At 64.0% G+C, this 15,129-nt stretch carries 13 protein-coding genes; 6 read left to right on the plus strand and 7 right to left on the minus strand.

All coding sequences use genetic code 11. The features are described from left to right. Positions 1-343 precede the first annotated feature (343 nt). The 5 genes from WFQ67_RS22805 to WFQ67_RS22825 all read right to left on the minus strand — a co-directional run bounded on the left by WFQ67_RS22805 (position 344) and on the right by WFQ67_RS22825 (position 7,194). On the minus strand, positions 344-1,042 hold the full coding sequence (locus WFQ67_RS22805) for a dual specificity protein phosphatase family protein (RefSeq protein ID WP_213629700.1): 699 nt from the start codon (positions 1,040-1,042) through the stop codon (positions 344-346). A 123-nt stretch (positions 1,043-1,165) separates the two neighbouring features. Next, entirely contained in the window at positions 1,166-2,572 is a 1,407-nt protein-coding gene (locus WFQ67_RS22810) for an ATP-binding protein (RefSeq protein ID WP_213629702.1), read from the minus strand. Next, a complete protein-coding gene (locus WFQ67_RS22815; RefSeq protein WP_337058298.1) occupies positions 2,556-4,373 on the minus strand; it encodes a DAHL domain-containing protein in 1,818 nt (605 codons plus the stop codon). Before WFQ67_RS22815 ends, WFQ67_RS22810 begins: the two co-directional genes overlap by 17 nt. After that, positions 4,370-5,335: a cytochrome-c peroxidase gene (locus WFQ67_RS22820; RefSeq protein ID WP_213629706.1), complete on the minus strand. Its 966-nt coding sequence runs from the start codon at positions 5,333-5,335 to the stop codon at positions 4,370-4,372. Before WFQ67_RS22820 ends, WFQ67_RS22815 begins: the two co-directional genes overlap by 4 nt. Continuing rightward, entirely contained in the window at positions 5,332-7,194 is a 1,863-nt protein-coding gene (locus WFQ67_RS22825; RefSeq protein ID WP_337058299.1) for a putative bifunctional diguanylate cyclase/phosphodiesterase, read from the minus strand. The genes WFQ67_RS22820 and WFQ67_RS22825 overlap by 4 nt, the downstream gene beginning before the upstream one ends. A gap of 365 nt (positions 7,195-7,559) precedes the next feature. Here WFQ67_RS22825 and WFQ67_RS22830 point away from each other — a divergent pair, with 365 nt between their 5' ends. The 3 genes from WFQ67_RS22830 (at position 7,560) to WFQ67_RS22840 (ending at position 10,156) form a co-directional block, all read left to right on the plus strand. Continuing rightward, complete coding sequence (locus tag WFQ67_RS22830; RefSeq protein ID WP_213629710.1) at positions 7,560-8,891, plus strand: HD domain-containing phosphohydrolase; 1,332 nt, start codon at positions 7,560-7,562, stop codon at positions 8,889-8,891. Positions 8,892-8,908: 17 nt separating this feature from the next. Then, a complete protein-coding gene (locus tag WFQ67_RS22835) occupies positions 8,909-9,436 on the plus strand; it encodes a response regulator (RefSeq protein ID WP_337058300.1) in 528 nt (175 codons plus the stop codon). A gap of 282 nt (positions 9,437-9,718) precedes the next feature. After that, positions 9,719-10,156 carry a GNAT family N-acetyltransferase gene (locus WFQ67_RS22840; RefSeq protein ID WP_213629714.1) on the plus strand — a complete coding sequence of 146 codons (438 nt, stop codon included), beginning with the start codon at positions 9,719-9,721 and terminating at the stop codon, positions 10,154-10,156. Between the two features lie 76 nt (positions 10,157-10,232). Here WFQ67_RS22840 and WFQ67_RS22845 read toward each other — a convergent pair whose 3' ends face one another. Continuing rightward, the gene (locus WFQ67_RS22845; RefSeq protein ID WP_337058301.1) at positions 10,233-11,066 is read right to left on the minus strand and encodes a hypothetical protein; all 834 of its coding nucleotides are present in this window, start codon (positions 11,064-11,066) and stop codon (positions 10,233-10,235) included. A 595-nt stretch (positions 11,067-11,661) separates the two neighbouring features. Here WFQ67_RS22845 and WFQ67_RS22850 point away from each other — a divergent pair. The 3 genes from WFQ67_RS22850 to WFQ67_RS22860 are packed head-to-tail and all read left to right on the plus strand — an operon-like array spanning position 11,662 to position 13,390. Next, positions 11,662-12,345 carry a CsgG/HfaB family protein gene (locus tag WFQ67_RS22850; RefSeq protein ID WP_213629718.1) on the plus strand — a complete coding sequence of 228 codons (684 nt, stop codon included), beginning with the start codon at positions 11,662-11,664 and terminating at the stop codon, positions 12,343-12,345. Between the two features lie 32 nt (positions 12,346-12,377). Beyond that, on the plus strand, positions 12,378-12,731 hold the full coding sequence (locus tag WFQ67_RS22855; protein WP_213630537.1) for a DUF4810 domain-containing protein: 354 nt from the start codon (positions 12,378-12,380) through the stop codon (positions 12,729-12,731). Further along, positions 12,728-13,390 carry a DUF799 domain-containing protein gene (locus tag WFQ67_RS22860; protein ID WP_442969620.1) on the plus strand — a complete coding sequence of 221 codons (663 nt, stop codon included), beginning with the start codon at positions 12,728-12,730 and terminating at the stop codon, positions 13,388-13,390. Before WFQ67_RS22855 ends, WFQ67_RS22860 begins: the two co-directional genes overlap by 4 nt. 81 nt (positions 13,391-13,471) lie before the next feature. Here the strand turns inward: WFQ67_RS22860 and WFQ67_RS22865 are convergent, their stop codons facing one another. Continuing rightward, a complete protein-coding gene (locus WFQ67_RS22865; protein WP_244863030.1) occupies positions 13,472-15,088 on the minus strand; it encodes a sensor domain-containing diguanylate cyclase in 1,617 nt (538 codons plus the stop codon). Positions 15,089-15,129: the final 41 nt, after the last annotated feature.

Genomic DNA, 15,129 nt, shown 5'->3' on the forward strand with positions numbered 1-15,129 from the left:
AGGGCGCGTGGTTGCTGGGCTTGAGGCTATTTCTTTAAGCATTTTCGTACAGCTGATAAAGGGCGGTTTGGGGCCGTTTCCGGGGGCATGGCGACGCTCAGGAAACGAAAGCGCAAGGACGGAGCAGCGGCCTATTTGGCCCAGGTCCGGATCATGCGAAAAGGGGTGCAAGTCTATCAGGAAGCCTGGTCTTTCGCTGGCTGCACAGAGCCAGCGCCCGGGCGCCTAGGTGGTGTTTGCACCAGGCAACGCTTTCTGCCCGCTGTGATCATCCTGTTGCCATTGGTGGTTCCAGGTGTCGGGCAACTGAAAGTACACAGCGGCAGACGGAAGTCGGGCTGGCCTAGTACTTGTATCCCATGTAAACCGCCGCATTCTTATTGAGTTCGCGGACTTCGGACTCTCGAATGCGCATTCCATATGAGTAATGCACCGAGTCAGAACTGCTGGAGCTTTCGTCATCCTCCACCGCGTGCGCGCTGGGTATCTCGCGGGAGATATTCGTTTGAACGGCGTGGTGTACCTTGTTTCCGCTTTTTGATGGGCCCGAGACGCTGTACATCGCCCTGTAGTCAGTCCCCCTGGAGGCATCAGTAACAATCTCGGACCACTTCGCTTCGTTTAGCCAACCCCAATAGCTGTTGTTATTGACCTGTTTCGTAAGAGAAAAGGTGATGTCGGTACGTTCTGCCTGGCCCTTTGTCAGGAAGGTGCCGGCATCTTCGATCGTGAACCCGGCGTAACGGCAAAGGTATGCGATGAGGGCGAAGGAGGTCCTGCTGTTACCGTTAGCGCAATGTACCGTCGCGGAGCCCCTGGTTTGCAGTTCCGAATGGATGATGTCCGCAGCCGCTATGAAACAGGGGATGCATTTATCTGCGGTGTCATCCATGCCATGGCTCATATGGCGCAGATCCACTCTGTTCGCGGTCTTCGAAAGGTCGTGATGTGTTCCGAAGTAGATGGTTTCCCCTCCCGGGCCTTGGATGACTCCTCCTCTGTAACCTGCCGAGATTGTCCAGCCACTCTTCTCGTATGGCATGACCTGCCTCCATTCTCGCCACTGTTCCCTGTATGCGCGCGCCGGGTGCTGCCCCGCCAGTGCGCTGAATCAATCTAGTAGCCGGAGCGGTATGCCGCCAGCGATCCGGAGGAGGGGCAGCGCTCAGGCCTGGCGATGTGACGCATCGATCGGTAGCTCGATCTTGAAACGGGTTCCTTCGCCTTCATGGCTTTGCACCGACAGGGTGCCGCCATGCTTCTGCACGATCCCATAGGAGAGCGAAAGCCCCAGGCCCGTGCCCTTGCCGACCGGCTTGGTGGTAAAGAATGGATCGAAGATGTGGGGCAGCACATCATTGGGAATGCCACTGCCGTCATCCGCTATCTCGATCCCCACCCGCCCGTCGCCCGCCCAGGTGGTGATCACGATTCTTCCTCGTGCCTCCCCCATGGCTTGCGCTGCGTTGACCACGAGATTCATGACGACCTGGTTGATCTGCGAGGGCAGGCATTTCACCTCCGGCAGGTCGCCGAAGTTCCGCACTATATCGGCGCGGTACTTCACCTCGCTCGCCACGATATTCAGCGTCGACTCTATGCCCTGATGGATATCGGCCCATTGCCACTCCGTGTCGGTATCGACGCGGGAGAAGTCCTTCAGGTCCTGGATTATCTTGCGGACCCGGCCGATGCCTTCCCTCGTTTCATTCAGCAGCGAGGGGATGTCGTCCTTGAGGTAGTCCAGGTCGACGCGCTTGCGAAGGGCGCTCACCCGCGCCTTCAAGTCCTCGTCTGCGATGGATGGCTCCGCCGATTCATAGGCCTGCAGGACTTCAAGCAGTTCGCGGAAGTAGGTTTCCAGCGTGCTGTGATTGGATGAGATGAATCCGATCGGATTGTTGATCTCATGCGCCACGCCAGCGGCGAGCTGCCCGATCGATGCCAGTTTCTCGTTCTGTATCAACTGGCTTTCCAACTGTTTGCGCTCGGCTATCTCCTGCTGCAGGACGCTGTTGGTACGTGTCAGGTCCTCGGTCCGGACCCGCACCTGGTGTTCGAGGCTTTCCATCTGCTGCTGCAGGCGCTGGGTCATGTCCCACTTGGCGGTGAGCGAACAGGCGAGCTGGCTGACTTCGATATTGTCGAAGGGCTTCTTCAGGATCAGCAGCCTGTCGGCCACCCGGAGCCTGGCGAGCAGCTCTTCCCAGGAATAATCGGCATATGCGGTGCAGACGACGACTTGCAGTCGCGGGTCCGCCTGCCAGAGGTGTTCGATGGTTTCCACCCCATCCCACCCCTGCGGCATGCGCATGTCGACAAAGGCCATCGCATAAGGCCTGCCCTCGGCCAGTGCCTTCTCCAGCAGCTTCAGGCCATCCTGGCCGCGATAGGCCGAATCGATCTCGAATTCTCTCGCCTCCGTGGTCGGGCCCGTGCCGAACAGCTGCGCTTCGAATGCATCCAGCGCCTGGGTATCGCTGGGCTCCGGCGCGAGGATCTTGCGAAAGTCGTCGTGGATGGACGGCGTGTCGTCGATCAGCAGAATGCGGCGGTTACCCGGGTTGTCCATGCGCCAGCCCTCTCTTCTTCATAGGGATTTCCAGGGTGAAGCAGGCCCCCGCCCCCGGGCCGTCGCTCTCGACCCGCAACGAGCCGTCCATCTCGATGGCGGCGAGCGCGCAACTGTGAAGCCCGAAACCGTGGCCGTCTTTCCGGGTGGTGAAGCCATGGGCGAAGATGCGCGTCAGGTTGGCCTGCTCGATCCCCTCGCCGTTGTCCCTGACGCGGATGGTCAGGCTGGAGGCTCCCAGTTGCACGGACAGGGTCAGGCGTCGCGGCCGATCCTCCTGCGTACTCATGGCCTGCTTGGCGTTACTGATCAGGTTCACCAGGATGAGCAGGGTGCGGTGCTTGTCCAGGACGACCTCCGGCAGGTCGTCATATTCCTTCACGATCTCGACGTGGTGTCGAACCAGCGCGTCGGATTGCATGCGCAGCGCATCTTCCATCAGCTCATTGATGCTGATGGGTTCGACGATGCTGGAGGGGCCTGCGTAGGACTGCTGCGTCGAGACGATTTCCTTGATGTGATTGACGCTCCGTGTCATCTGCTCGAGCTCATTGACAATGCTCTCCCGCTCCGACGAGAGCGCCTCCGATACCTGGGCGATGTAGCCGGGCAGCAGCTTTCCCTTCTCGTCGTGACTGATGAAGACGCCGAGGTCGTCCTGGTGCGCCGTCATCATCTCCACCGCCCTGGCCAGGCCGAGCGCTTTGGAATTGCGCACCCGGCGGGCCACCAGGTCGGCGGAGATATTCACGCTGTTCAGCACATTGCCGACGTTGTGCAGCACGTTGGTCGCGATCTCGGCCATGCCCGCATGCCGGGCAGCGGCAACCAGCTCGCTCTGGGCCCGTTGCAGTTCGTGGGTCCGTACCTGTACTCGCCGTTCGAGCTCGTCATTGGCGGCTTGCAACGCCTTGTTCATGCGGTTGATCTCCGCATAGCTGCGCAGGAGCCAGTAGCCCAGGAATAGCAGCAGCGCCGCCAGGATGGCCGCGAACACCAGCAGGTACCGGTGGGAGACCTGGTCCTGGGCGGCGGCCGCCAACTGCTCCCCGCTCAATACTTCGATCAGCGCGTCCAGACGCGTGGCCACCGGCACGGCGGCGATCTGGTTGAGCAGGGCGTTGACGTGCTTCTGCTCGCTGAGAACGGTCCGGACATGAGCCGAGAACAGGTCGATGGCGCTGCCGATGTCAGGGCTCAGCCCGGCCTTCTGTTCCTCGATCTTCTGCAGTCCGAGCTGTATCTCCTCGGCCTTGTCGTCCGTGGTGACCTGCGAATACTCCATCGTGCTCAGGAGTGCGTCGAACACGTAGCCGGACGTCGTGTCGAGCACCATGCTGCTGCGCTGGTCACTGATCAGGTTCTGCACGTCATCTTCGGCGGTGGGTAGAAAATTCAGTGAATTGCGCAGGATGGCGTTATGCGACTTGAACGCCTCGATCAGGCCGGACTTCTCCTCCAGCGCCGTCCTGTACAGTTCCGTGTTCCGTTCCCAGCGCTCCGGGTTGTGCAGGGGCGCCTCCGCGAGGCGTTGTTCGAGGCGCTGCCAGTTGCTCTCCATTTCGCTGAGCGGGTCGACCAGCAGGTCGTAGTCGAGGTTGATGCCGATACGCGAGCGCAGCACCTGGACTTCCCATTGGGCGTCGCTCTGCTTGATCTGGCGGAGTATCGCCAGCGACCCGAAGTAGCGGGCTGGCTCGTAGGCATCCGCCCGGAGGAACAGGAACAGGAGCGTGCCGGCGAGCGCGAGAGCGGCGCCCACCAGCACGATCCAGAGGTTACCCCTGCGGATATCGCTCACTGCGCACCTTGCATTTCGCCCGTCAGTGTTTTCAGGAAGAGGATGATCAGCCGCCTGTCCTCCGGGTCCGCCTTGCGGCCCAGCTGGTATTTGAACATCACGTCCACGGCGTCCTCCAGGGTCTGCGCCGAGGCGTCGTGGAAGTAGGGCGCAGTGAGCTCGACGTTGCGCAGGCCCGGCACCTTGAACACATGACGGTCCTCGTCCCGGCCGGTGACCAAAAAGCGCCCGAGGTCGGCTTCAGAGCTGCTCCCCTTGTCCTTGAAATAGTCCCCCATGACCCCGAATTTCTGGAACATGTTGCCGCCCACGTTCATGCCCTGGTGGCAGGAGATGCATCCGCTCTGCTTGAAGCGCGCATACCCCGCCTTCTCCTCATCGCTGATGGCCGTGGAGTCGCCCTCCAGGAACAGGTCGAATCGAGCCTTCGGTGTGAGCAGCGTCCGCTCGTAGGTCGCGATGGCGTTCTGGACGTTCGCCTGGGTCACCCCATCCGCGTAGCTAGACTCGAAGGCATCCCTGTAGGTCTCGTCCGCCGCCAGGCGCGCGAGCAATGCAGGCCATTCGGCCCCCATTTCCCTGGGGTTGCGGATGACATCGTCGATCTGCGCCTCCAGGCTCGCGGCGCGGCCATTCCAGAATTGGCGGAAGTTGAGGCTGGCATTGAACACGGTGGGTGTGTTCACCAGCGTCAGGTCACCGATGAGGCCGACGGACAGGCTCTTGCCATCGGCCCCGCCCCGGTCCAGCTGGTGGCAGCTGGAGCAGGCCACGGCACCGTTGGCGGAGAGGCGCGTGTCGTTGAACAGCCGGCGGCCCAGCTCGGCTCGGCCCGCGTCTTCGGTATGCCAGCGCGGCAAGGGCTTGATCGGTTCATTGAGCGGTGCGGCGACGCAAGGGGAGGCCAGCGGCAACACCGCCAGTGCAAGGTGCAGGATGCGCCGCTTGATGTCGGCGTTCATCGTTCCACTCCGGCGTGGCCGTTGCGACGTCTGGCGAACTCGGCGAATTCGGCGGCCGGCAAGGCCCGTGAAAAGTAGAAGCCCTGGGCTTCATCGCAATGCCGGCTCGTCAGAAACTCCAACTGCTCGGCGGTCTCGACCCCCTCGGCCGTGACGGTGAGCCCGAGGCTGTCGGACATGGCGATGATCGCGGCGACGAGGGCCGCGTCCTTCTCATGCACGCCTATGTCGCGGATGAACGACTGGTCGATCTTCAAGGTATCGACCGGGAACAGCTTCAGGTAGCCGAGATTGGAATAGCCGGTGCCGAAATCGTCGATCGCCAGCCGTACCCCGAGCGACTTGGCGCCCTGCAGCACGAGGGCGCTGTCTTCATGATCCTGCACCAGCAGGCGCTCGGTTATCTCCAGCTCAATGCAGCCGGGATCGACGCCCGAACTCTCCAGCGCTTGCTTCAGTGCCGAGAGGAAGTCGTCCTGGCGGAAGTCCACGGGGGAAAGATTGATCGCGGTACAGAGCGGGCCGAGCCCATGAAGGTTCCACAGGTGCGTCTGCCGGCTCGCCTCCTTCAGCACCCATCGGCTCAAGGGCACGATGAGGCCGGACTCTTCCGCTATCGGGATGAAGCAGGTTGGCGGAATGGCCTCGCCGTTGGGCTGGAACCACCGTATCAGGGCTTCGCAGCCGATGACGCGGTCGGTGCGCAGGTCGATCTTGGGCTGGTAATGGAGCACGAACTCTTCGTTTTCCAATGCGCGTCGGATCGCCACTTCCAGCGACTGTTGGTCCCGGGCGCGCTGCTTGAGCATCGGATCGTAGAGCCGTGCCGTGTTGCGCCCCTGGCCCTTGGCCTCGTGCATGGCGGTCTCGGCCCGCTTGATCAACATGCGCGGGTCGTCGCCGTGGCCGGGGTAGCGGCTCACCCCGACGCTCGCCGTCACGGCCAGCACTTCACCTTCAATGAGGCGCGGTGTGGCGATGGCGGCCAGGAGCTGGGCGGAAAATGCGGTGTCGCCCCCTCTGTCGGCGAAGTCGCCCACCACCACGAATTGGTCCGAGCCTGGCCTGTAGAGCACGTCCTCGTCCTTCAGGGCGCGCTGGATGGCGGTGCCGCTCGCCTGCAGCACGGCATCCCCGAATGGATAACCCCAGGCGTTGTTTATATGTTTGAGACGGTCGAGGCCGATGTACAGGAGAGAGAATCCGGACGTCGGCGATGTGCGGATGCACCGCACCAGCCGGTCCCGCAGAAGGTTCAGGTTGGGTAGCCCGGTCAGTGCGTCGTATTGCAGATGGTGCGCGAGTCTCAGCAACTCCGATGCACGGTGTTCGATCGTGATCTCCATGGCCTTGACCCTGATCTTGTTCTCTTGCATGGCCTGCCACTTGGCCGTCAGGGTGTTTGCAATCTGGCGGATTTCGATGGCATCGAACGGCTTCTTCAGCACCAGCAGCCGGTCATTGAGGTTCAGGCGTTCGCTCAGTTCGTCCCAGACCAGGTCGGAGAACGCCGTGCACAACGCGATCTGCAGATCAGGATCGAGCCGCCAGAGCCTTTCGATGGTTTCCAGGCCGTTCCAGCCCGGGGGCATGCGCATGTCGACGAAGGCCATCGCGTAGGGGCGGTATTCGGCCAGCGCCTGTTCCGCCAGGGCGTGGCCGTCCAGGCCCTGGTAGGCATGATCCAGTTCGTAGCGGATGGAGGGCCTGGGTTCCGCTACTCCGAAGAGCAGGGACTCCATCGAGGAGAGGCCCTGTGTCGCCTCGGGGCTGAGGATCTTGCGGTAGTCCTCGTGCATCGAAGGGGTGTCGTCGATGATCAGGACGCGCCGATTTCCCGCAGGAATGTAGTGGCTCATGGCAGCGCACGCGGTCGATGTCGCCGCGCCGCCCCACTGGCTGGAAACAATACGCGCATCGGTTGCCACATCCCTGCAATTGGCCCGTCCCTTACTTCTTAAAGTACGGGCTTGGCCATTGTTCAAGTTCACTCGCCGGGCGGTGGCACGGTGCAGTTCGCAAGCGCCAGGGTCGATGGCGGGAAAACCTGGATGGTTCCGCTACACGCTCACGGGTGCGTACAAGTCATGTCCAAGTGTTCCGTTCCTGTCGATCTCCATCCTGCAATTGCCCATGGCTCGCCGCTTTACGGGCAGTGAAAGCGACTACGCTGAAAAACATCTTCGACCCGGCTCCGATGCGAGCCATGGCAAGAGCGGATGGCATGGAAGACAACACACCCACGGATGCGACCCGTTTCACTGTGCTTCTGGTTGACGATGAGGTCTTCATCCTCAACAGCCTGAAAAGGCTTCTGCGCAGCCAGCCTTACGATCTCCTCCTGGCGGAGAGTGGCGAGCAGGCTCTCGAACTGCTCGCCAGCCACCCCGTCGATCTGGTCGTGTCCGATGCCCGCATGCCATCGATGGACGGTGCGACGCTGCTGGCGGAAATCTATCGACGTCATCCGCAGACCATCCGCATCCTGCTCACGGGCTACACGGACATGCCGACCCTGATCAAGGCGATAAACGAAGGGCGCATCCATCGCTACCTGAGCAAGCCCTGGGATGACGCGGAGCTCCTGTCCACCCTCGAACAGTCGCTGGCCCACCTGCACTCCGAGCGTGAGCGCCAGCGGCTCGAGAAGGTGACCCTGCAGCAGAAGGCCGCCCTCGAACAGCTCAACGCGACGCTGGAGAAACGCGTCGAGTCGCGTACCGCAGAGCTCCAGCAGACGGCCGACATGCTCGACCTGGCCTACGCGGAGCTCAAGCGCAGCTACGTGGTCAGCACCGAGGTCTTCTCCCTTCTGGTCAACCAAAGGCTTCCCCAGGGCAAGCAAACCAACCAGGCGCTCAACGAACTGGTCCGTGCCTGCTGCAATGCGGGCCTCGTGGAGCCCTCGCTGGAGCACGACCTGATCATGGCCGCCGCCCTCTATAACGTGGGCAAGCTCGGCTGGAGCGACAGCATGCTGGCGAGGCCGTCGGACCTGATGCACCACCATGAGCGCGACACGTTCAGGGCCTACCCGGAAACCAGCGAATCGCTGCTGATGTCGCTCGAGCCGATGCAGGATGCGGCACGGCTGATCCGCCACCATCAAGAGCGCTGGGATGGCAGCGGCTTTCCGGACCACCTCAAAGGCAGCGCCATCCCCCAGGGTTCGAGATTGCTCAAGCTCGCTGTGGACTTCGTGGAGTTGCAACGAGGCCTGGTGCTGGAGCGCAACATGAACCGGGACGAGGCCCTGATGTTCATTCGCAAGTACGCGGGACGTCTGTACGACCCCGACATGATCGAGCCCTTCGTCCAGGTCTGCGCCTCATACCTGACGGACATCACGCTCGCCGATCCCCGCGTGCGCGGGCTGGGTACGCGCGACCTCGAAGGCGGCATGGTGCTGGCGCGCAACCTCAACGCGGACAACGGGATGTTGCTGCTCAACGCGGGCAAGGTGCTGACCCCGGCGCTGGTGGAGAAACTGATCGCCTTCGAGGCGATGGAAGGCGCGCGCTACACCGTATTCGTACGCGTTGCAGAAACTGCCTGATTTCACTGGAGGTACCCATGGCACGTATCCAGTTGGTCGACGATGACCCGTTGATCCTCCGCACGCTCCAGCGAGCGATGCGCGATGCCGGCTGGGAGCTGGAACCCTTCGACGATCCGGTCCTGGCGTTGCACGCCCTGGCGGAAAAACCCTATGAGGTGATCGTCTGCGACCACCATATGCCCGACATCGATGGCGTCACCTACCTGCAGTTCGCCAAGCAATGCCAGCCCGCCAGCATCCGTATCCTCCTGAGCGGCATGGCCGATCACCAGGCGCTGATGCAGGCGATCAACCAGGCTGAAATCTATCGGTTCATCCCCAAGCCCTGGGAAAACGAAGAGCTGCTCGCCACCGTGCGGGGGGCGTTGACCCTGTACCGGACGCGCGAGCATGACCGCAGGGAACTCGACCTCCTGCAGATCCACAAGCACCGCGGCGAAGCCGAGCGCATGCAGATCAAGGTGCTCAAGACCCGCCACGGTGAGCTGTACGAAGTGCAGCGAGATGAACAGGGCCGCATCGTGCTGGACGGGGAGGATTGAGCTCCGGCGCTACGGCCCACCCGTCCTCCCCATCACTCCTCGTCGGCCCCGTGGAACCACGCCCGGGAGCCTGGCCATGGATCATCCCTGCCCGTGCCGGACTTCCTGCCTGCGGCCATCGCCTCGCAGCGGACCCTGGCCCGGTTTCGCCGTCTTGCCAACAGCGTCACGAACCCGAGCACGTGCGCCCCGGAGAGTGCGGCGATCCATGCGCCGGATCAATGGCGGCGGGTTTCGAGTCGCTAGGATGCGCCCGAATCCAACCACGAAAAGGAGTTCTTCATGTCAGATCGGGTTTCCATTCACCTGGCGGGCGCTCCGGGTATCCAGGCTGCGGAGAAGCTGCTCGAGCTGGATGGTTACGGCAGTTTCAGGCAGGTCATGAGCGGGGAGATGTCCGCGGCGCTGGACGAGGAGTGCTACCTGCTGGCCCTCGAGGGCGACTACGTCGGCTTCGCCGTGATCCGAGGCGCTTCCGCCGGCAACTCGGGCTTCTTCGAGATCTTCCGGCTGTTCGTTGCCGTACCCGCGCGCGGCAAGGGCGTGGGCAGGCGCGCGGTCGCCCAGCTCATCGAGTTGCTCAAGAAGCGGGGCAAGGATGAGCTGGTGCTGGAGGTCGAGAGCGAGGCCGCAGCAGCGTTCTGGGAGGCCGTGCTGCAGGGCTACAAGGTCCACGACCTGCATAACGGCAAGCGCATCGTCCATCTCTACCCCGCCTGAACCTCCCGGCCCGGCGCGGCATCGCTGGCGGATCGGGTTCCGCGATGCCGCTGTCCCGGTGGTGCCGCCGCCAGGCTCAACCGGTGGCCGTGAATTGTGCGGGCAGGTCGAGGCGCTGGCGCAGGTCGCGGAAATGGGCGAGCGAATCGCGGAAGAAGGCTGCCGGCAGCACCCCGTAGTGCCGCAGCGCATGCTCCACCCGGTCCAGCCCGGCCCGCTCGGCCAGCTCATAGGCGCGCATGCCCTTTTCGATGCGCTCGGTGGTGCTGGCGAAGTCGGCGAACTTCATGTCGCGGCTGCTGGGGAAGTAGGCGAATTCGATGCGCGGGCGTAGCGCCACCCGGCGGATCAGCGGCCAGTCCAATGCCGCCAGGGCCCGTTCCACGGCCGGCCCGACGATGGCGGCCTGCTCCCACAGGAAGAACGCCTCGAACAGTTCGCGCCGCTCCGGTTGCGACAAGGGCTCGCCCAGTGCCTGGGCGTGGTGGCAGGCGTCCAGGGCGGCCAGCAGGCGGGGCTGCAGGAAGCGTGTGGCCCCCGGCGCCTGGCCATGCAAACGGCTGAAGTGGTAGGCCGTGTAGGCCTCGACACAGACCTGCCGGTTGATCTCGCGGAAGGCGTCGGCGAAGGCGTGCAGCTGGCGCAGCTTGTCCTGGCTCAGGGCGGGGGAGAAGAGGAACTGGGCGGAGAGCAGGGCGCCGACCCGCATGCCGAGGGCGAAGTAGCCGGCACCCCACAATGCGCCGTGCGCGGCGATCAGCGGGAAGACGTTGCGTCCGCCGGAGCATTCATAGAGATGGTGATAGACCGAGGCGCGCTGCCCCAGGTCGGTGATGGCGCCGGCCAGGAGCGTCGCCTCCTGGTGAATCCGCTGGTGGTCTCGGGTGAGGGTGTCGCCGTCGCTATCCATATGCAGGGCTCCAGAACGAATCGTCTGGATTAAATCTATGCAGGCGCGGCTCTACCAGCCTCGCGGCAAATTGCCTCAGGGTTCGTCACGGCTCCAGGCCCCTCGCAGATTGAAAGGGTGACGACGGCCTCATTGCGCGGCGTGCGACGGCATTGTCAGCAGGTCCTGCCGATACGCCCGCTGGTCGGGCCGGCATCGGCTTCGCGGCGAAAGGCCAGTACTCTCGCGCGCCTGTCTGTTCCCTGGCGGGACGCCTGTCCGCATGCGGCGTCGGCGCGCCATCCGGGAGCAAGATCCATGGAGCCGTAGTTGCAGGACATTGGATGTCGTCTTCACCCCTCGCATGGCCGGTTTTTTTCCGGCCCATTCGCTGCGCCCCGTACCGATCTCGCGTTGCACCTGGGGCCCGTCGCCCGATGCCGTCCGGCATTTCGTCGACACAGTCACGTTCGGCAGATTTCCCTGGGCGTGCCTGTGGGGATTTCGCCCTGCTGTCCGTCTTCAGTCTCATCGCCCTGTCGATCCAATCCGCCAACGCGCCGCTGCCCGCCGGGCTGACGTCGCCGGCACCTTCCGTTCGTTCAAGGAGAACCCCATGAGCATCGTCTCGAGAACCGCTCTGCTGCCGCTACTGGCAGCCGTGGCACTGGCCGGCCTGTCGGGCTGCGCCACCGAAACCTCCACCGCCGTCGCGGTGCAGCAGGTCGAAAGCGTCAACCGCCCGTATAGCGGCCCGCGCTCGCCCATTGCCGTCGGCAAGTTCGACAACCGCTCCAGCTACATGCGCGGCATCTTCTCCGACGGCGTCGACCGCCTCGGCGGCCAGGCCAAGACCATCCTCATCACCCACCTGCAGCAGACCAACCGCTTCAGCGTGCTGGACCGCGACAACATGAGCGAGATCCAGCAGGAGGCGGCGATCAAGGGCCAGGCCCAGCGCCTCAAGGGGGCCGATTTCGTGGTCACCGGCGACGTCACCGAGTTCGGTCGCAAGGAAGTGGGCGACCACCAGCTGTTCGGCATCCTCGGTCGCGGCAAGACCCAGATCGCCTACGCCAAGGTAGCGCTGAACATCGTCAACATCTCCACCTCCGAGGTTGTCTATTCGACCCAGGGCGCGGGCGAGTACGCGCTGTCCAACCGCGAAGTGATCGGCTTCGGCGGCACCGCCAGCTACGACTCCACCCTCAACGGCAAGGTGCTGGACCTGGCCATGCGCGAGGCGGTGAACAAGCTGGTCAATGCGGTCGACAGCGGTGCCTGGAAGCCGCAGAACTGAAATCACGGATGCTCTAGGGAATGACAATGGAAATGCGCAAGACCATCGCCTGCTCGGCGGCATTGCTGGGCAGCCTGATGCTGGCCGGCTGCAGCGGGCCGAAGACGCTGTACCAGTGGGAGGGCTACCAGACCCAGGTCAACCAGTACTTCAAGGGCGAGGCCCGGGAGGCGCAGGTCGAGGCGCTGGAAGCCGACCTGCAGAAGATCAAGGCGAAGAATGGCGCGGTGCCGCCGGGCTACCACGCCCAGCTCGGCCTGCTGTACTCGACCCTCGGCAAGGATGACCGGATGATCCAGGCGTTCCAGACCGAGAAGGCGCTGTTCCCCGAGTCCGCCTCGTACATGGACTTCCTGATGAAGAACGCCAAGGGAGGCGCACAATGACCCGCCTGTTTTCCCGCATGCTGGCCTGCGCCGTGCTCGGCGCGCTGATCAGCGGCTGCGCGCCGACCAAGAGCGTGGATTACTCGGCCTTCAAGGAGGCGCGCCCGCGTTCGATCCTGGTGCTGCCGCCGCTCAACGAGTCGCCCGACGTGAAGGCGACCTACAGCATGCTGTCCCAGGTCACCTATCCCCTGGCCGAGGCCGGCTACTACGTGCTGCCGGTGGCCCTGGTGGACGAGACCTTCCGCCAGAACGGCCTGACCGCCGCCGGTGACATCCACCAGCTGCCGCCGGCCAGGCTGCGCGAGGTGTTCGGTGCCGACGCCGCGCTCTACGTCACCGTGAGCGAGTACGGCACCCAGTACATGCTGATCAGCAGTGCCTCGATCGTCACCGCCAGCGCCCGCCTGGTCGACCTGAAGAGCGGCACCACCCTGTGGACCGGCTCGGCGACCGCCTCCAGCGAGGAGGGCAACAACGGCAACAGCGGTGGCCTGGTCGGCATGCTGGTGACCGCTGCGGTGAAGCAGATCATCAACAGCTCCATGGAGGACGCGTCCTATCCCATCGCCGGGATGACCAGTGCGCGCCTGCTCTCGACCGGCCGCAACGGTGGCCTGCTCTACGGTCCTCGTTCGCCGAAGTACGGCACCGACTGATCGGATCGCCGGCGCACCGGCCGGTGCGCCGGCTCCTTCTTCTTTCAGCTTGGCCCCGCATCGCCATGGCGGCGTTTGCGCTCAATGGCTCTCGATGCGATTGCGGCCGTTGGCCTTGGCGCGGTAGAGCGCCAGGTCGCTGCGCGACAGCGCGGCTTCGGCCGTGGCGTCGTCGGCGCTGATGCGGGTGATGCCGATGCTCACCGTCAGGGGGATCACCTCGCCCTGGTGGCGCAACGGGGTCTCCGCCAGCTGCTGCTGCAGGCGCTGGGCGAACACCAGGGCGCTGTCGTGGCTGGCATCGTTGAGCACCACGGCGAACTCCTCGCCGCCCATGCGCCCGGCGAAATCCACCCGCCGCATCTGCTGCACCAGCAGGGTCGCGAAATGGCGCAGTGCCTCATCGCCCACGGCATGGCCCCAGCGGTCGTTGATCACCTTGAAGTGGTCCAGGTCGAGCATCAGCAGGGCGGCGCCATGGCCGGTGGGGCGGCGCAGCCGGGCCAGTTCTTCCTCGATGCGCGACATGAAGTGACGGCGGTTGGGCAGCTGGGTGAGGAAGTCGGTGGTGGCCAGTGCCTGCAACTCCGCCTCGATGCGTTTGTGTTCGGTGATGTCGGTGACGAAGCCGTGCCAGAGCACGCTGCCGTCAGCCAGGCGCTTGGGGTGTGCATTGCCCTGGCGCCAGCCGGTGTCGCGGCCGGGCACCAGCACCCGGTACTCCATGTGCCAGGGGGTGAGGGCCACTGCCGAGGTCTCCAGGGAGTCCTGGTAGGCGGCCAGGTCGTCCGGGTGGATCAGCGCCAGGATGCGCTCGCGCCCCGTCGGCAGCTTCAGCTGTTCGGGGGAAAGGCCATAGACGTCCTGGCTGCCGGCGCTGACATAGCGGTAGCTGCCGCTGCCGTCGGCGAGGCGCAGGTACTGGAAGACCATGCCGGGGATCTCGTTGGTCAGGTCCGTCAGCAGGTCGAGGTTCTGCTGCAGGCGCTCGGCCATGTGCCGGGTCCGGGTGATGTCGGTGGTGGTACCGAGCATCCGCAGGGGGCGGTCCTGGTCGTCGCGCTCCACCACCTTGCCGCGGCTGATCACCCAGATGTAATGGCCGTCCTTGTGGCGCAGGCGGTGCTCCACCTGGTAGTCGGGGGTGCGTTGCTCGAAATGCTCGAGGATGCTGCGCTTCACGTAGTCGAGGTCATCGGGGTGGACGCGGGTGTAGCTGTCCTCGATGCGCGTGCCGATCTCGTCGTCGGCATAGCCCAGCAGTGATTTCCAGCCGGGCGAGTAGTGGATCAGCCCATTGACCACGTCGCGGTCCCAGATACCGGTGCCGCTGCCGGCGACGGCGAGGGCCAGGCGCTGTTCCTTTTCCCGTAGCACCCGCAGCCATTCGCGCATGCCCAGCACTTCGCGGTGCCGGGTGAACAATTCGCTCGCCAGGTTGGCGAATTCGGCCAGTGCGACTGGGTCCACCTCGCGGGGCTGGTCGTCGAACAGCAGCAGTTCGCCGCCGCCATCGGCGATGGGGCAGCGGGCTAGCGGTTGCGGGGTGCCGGAGACCAGCACCCGCGCGGCCCTTTGCTGGTCGATGCCGTCGCAGGCGAGCGGGCCATCGGGCTCGATGAGCACGACGGCACCGATGCCGAAATGCAGGCGCACGAGATGCAGCAGGGAAGAGAATCGGTTGGCCGTGGTGCTCACATCGGTACCTCTGGAACGGCTATCTGCTCTGGATGAAGTGG

Origin of the sequence: Pseudomonas sp. USHLN015 (genome assembly GCF_037153275.1) — a bacterium.
In the GTDB taxonomy this organism is placed as follows: domain Bacteria; phylum Pseudomonadota; class Gammaproteobacteria; order Pseudomonadales; family Pseudomonadaceae; genus Metapseudomonas; species Metapseudomonas tohonis.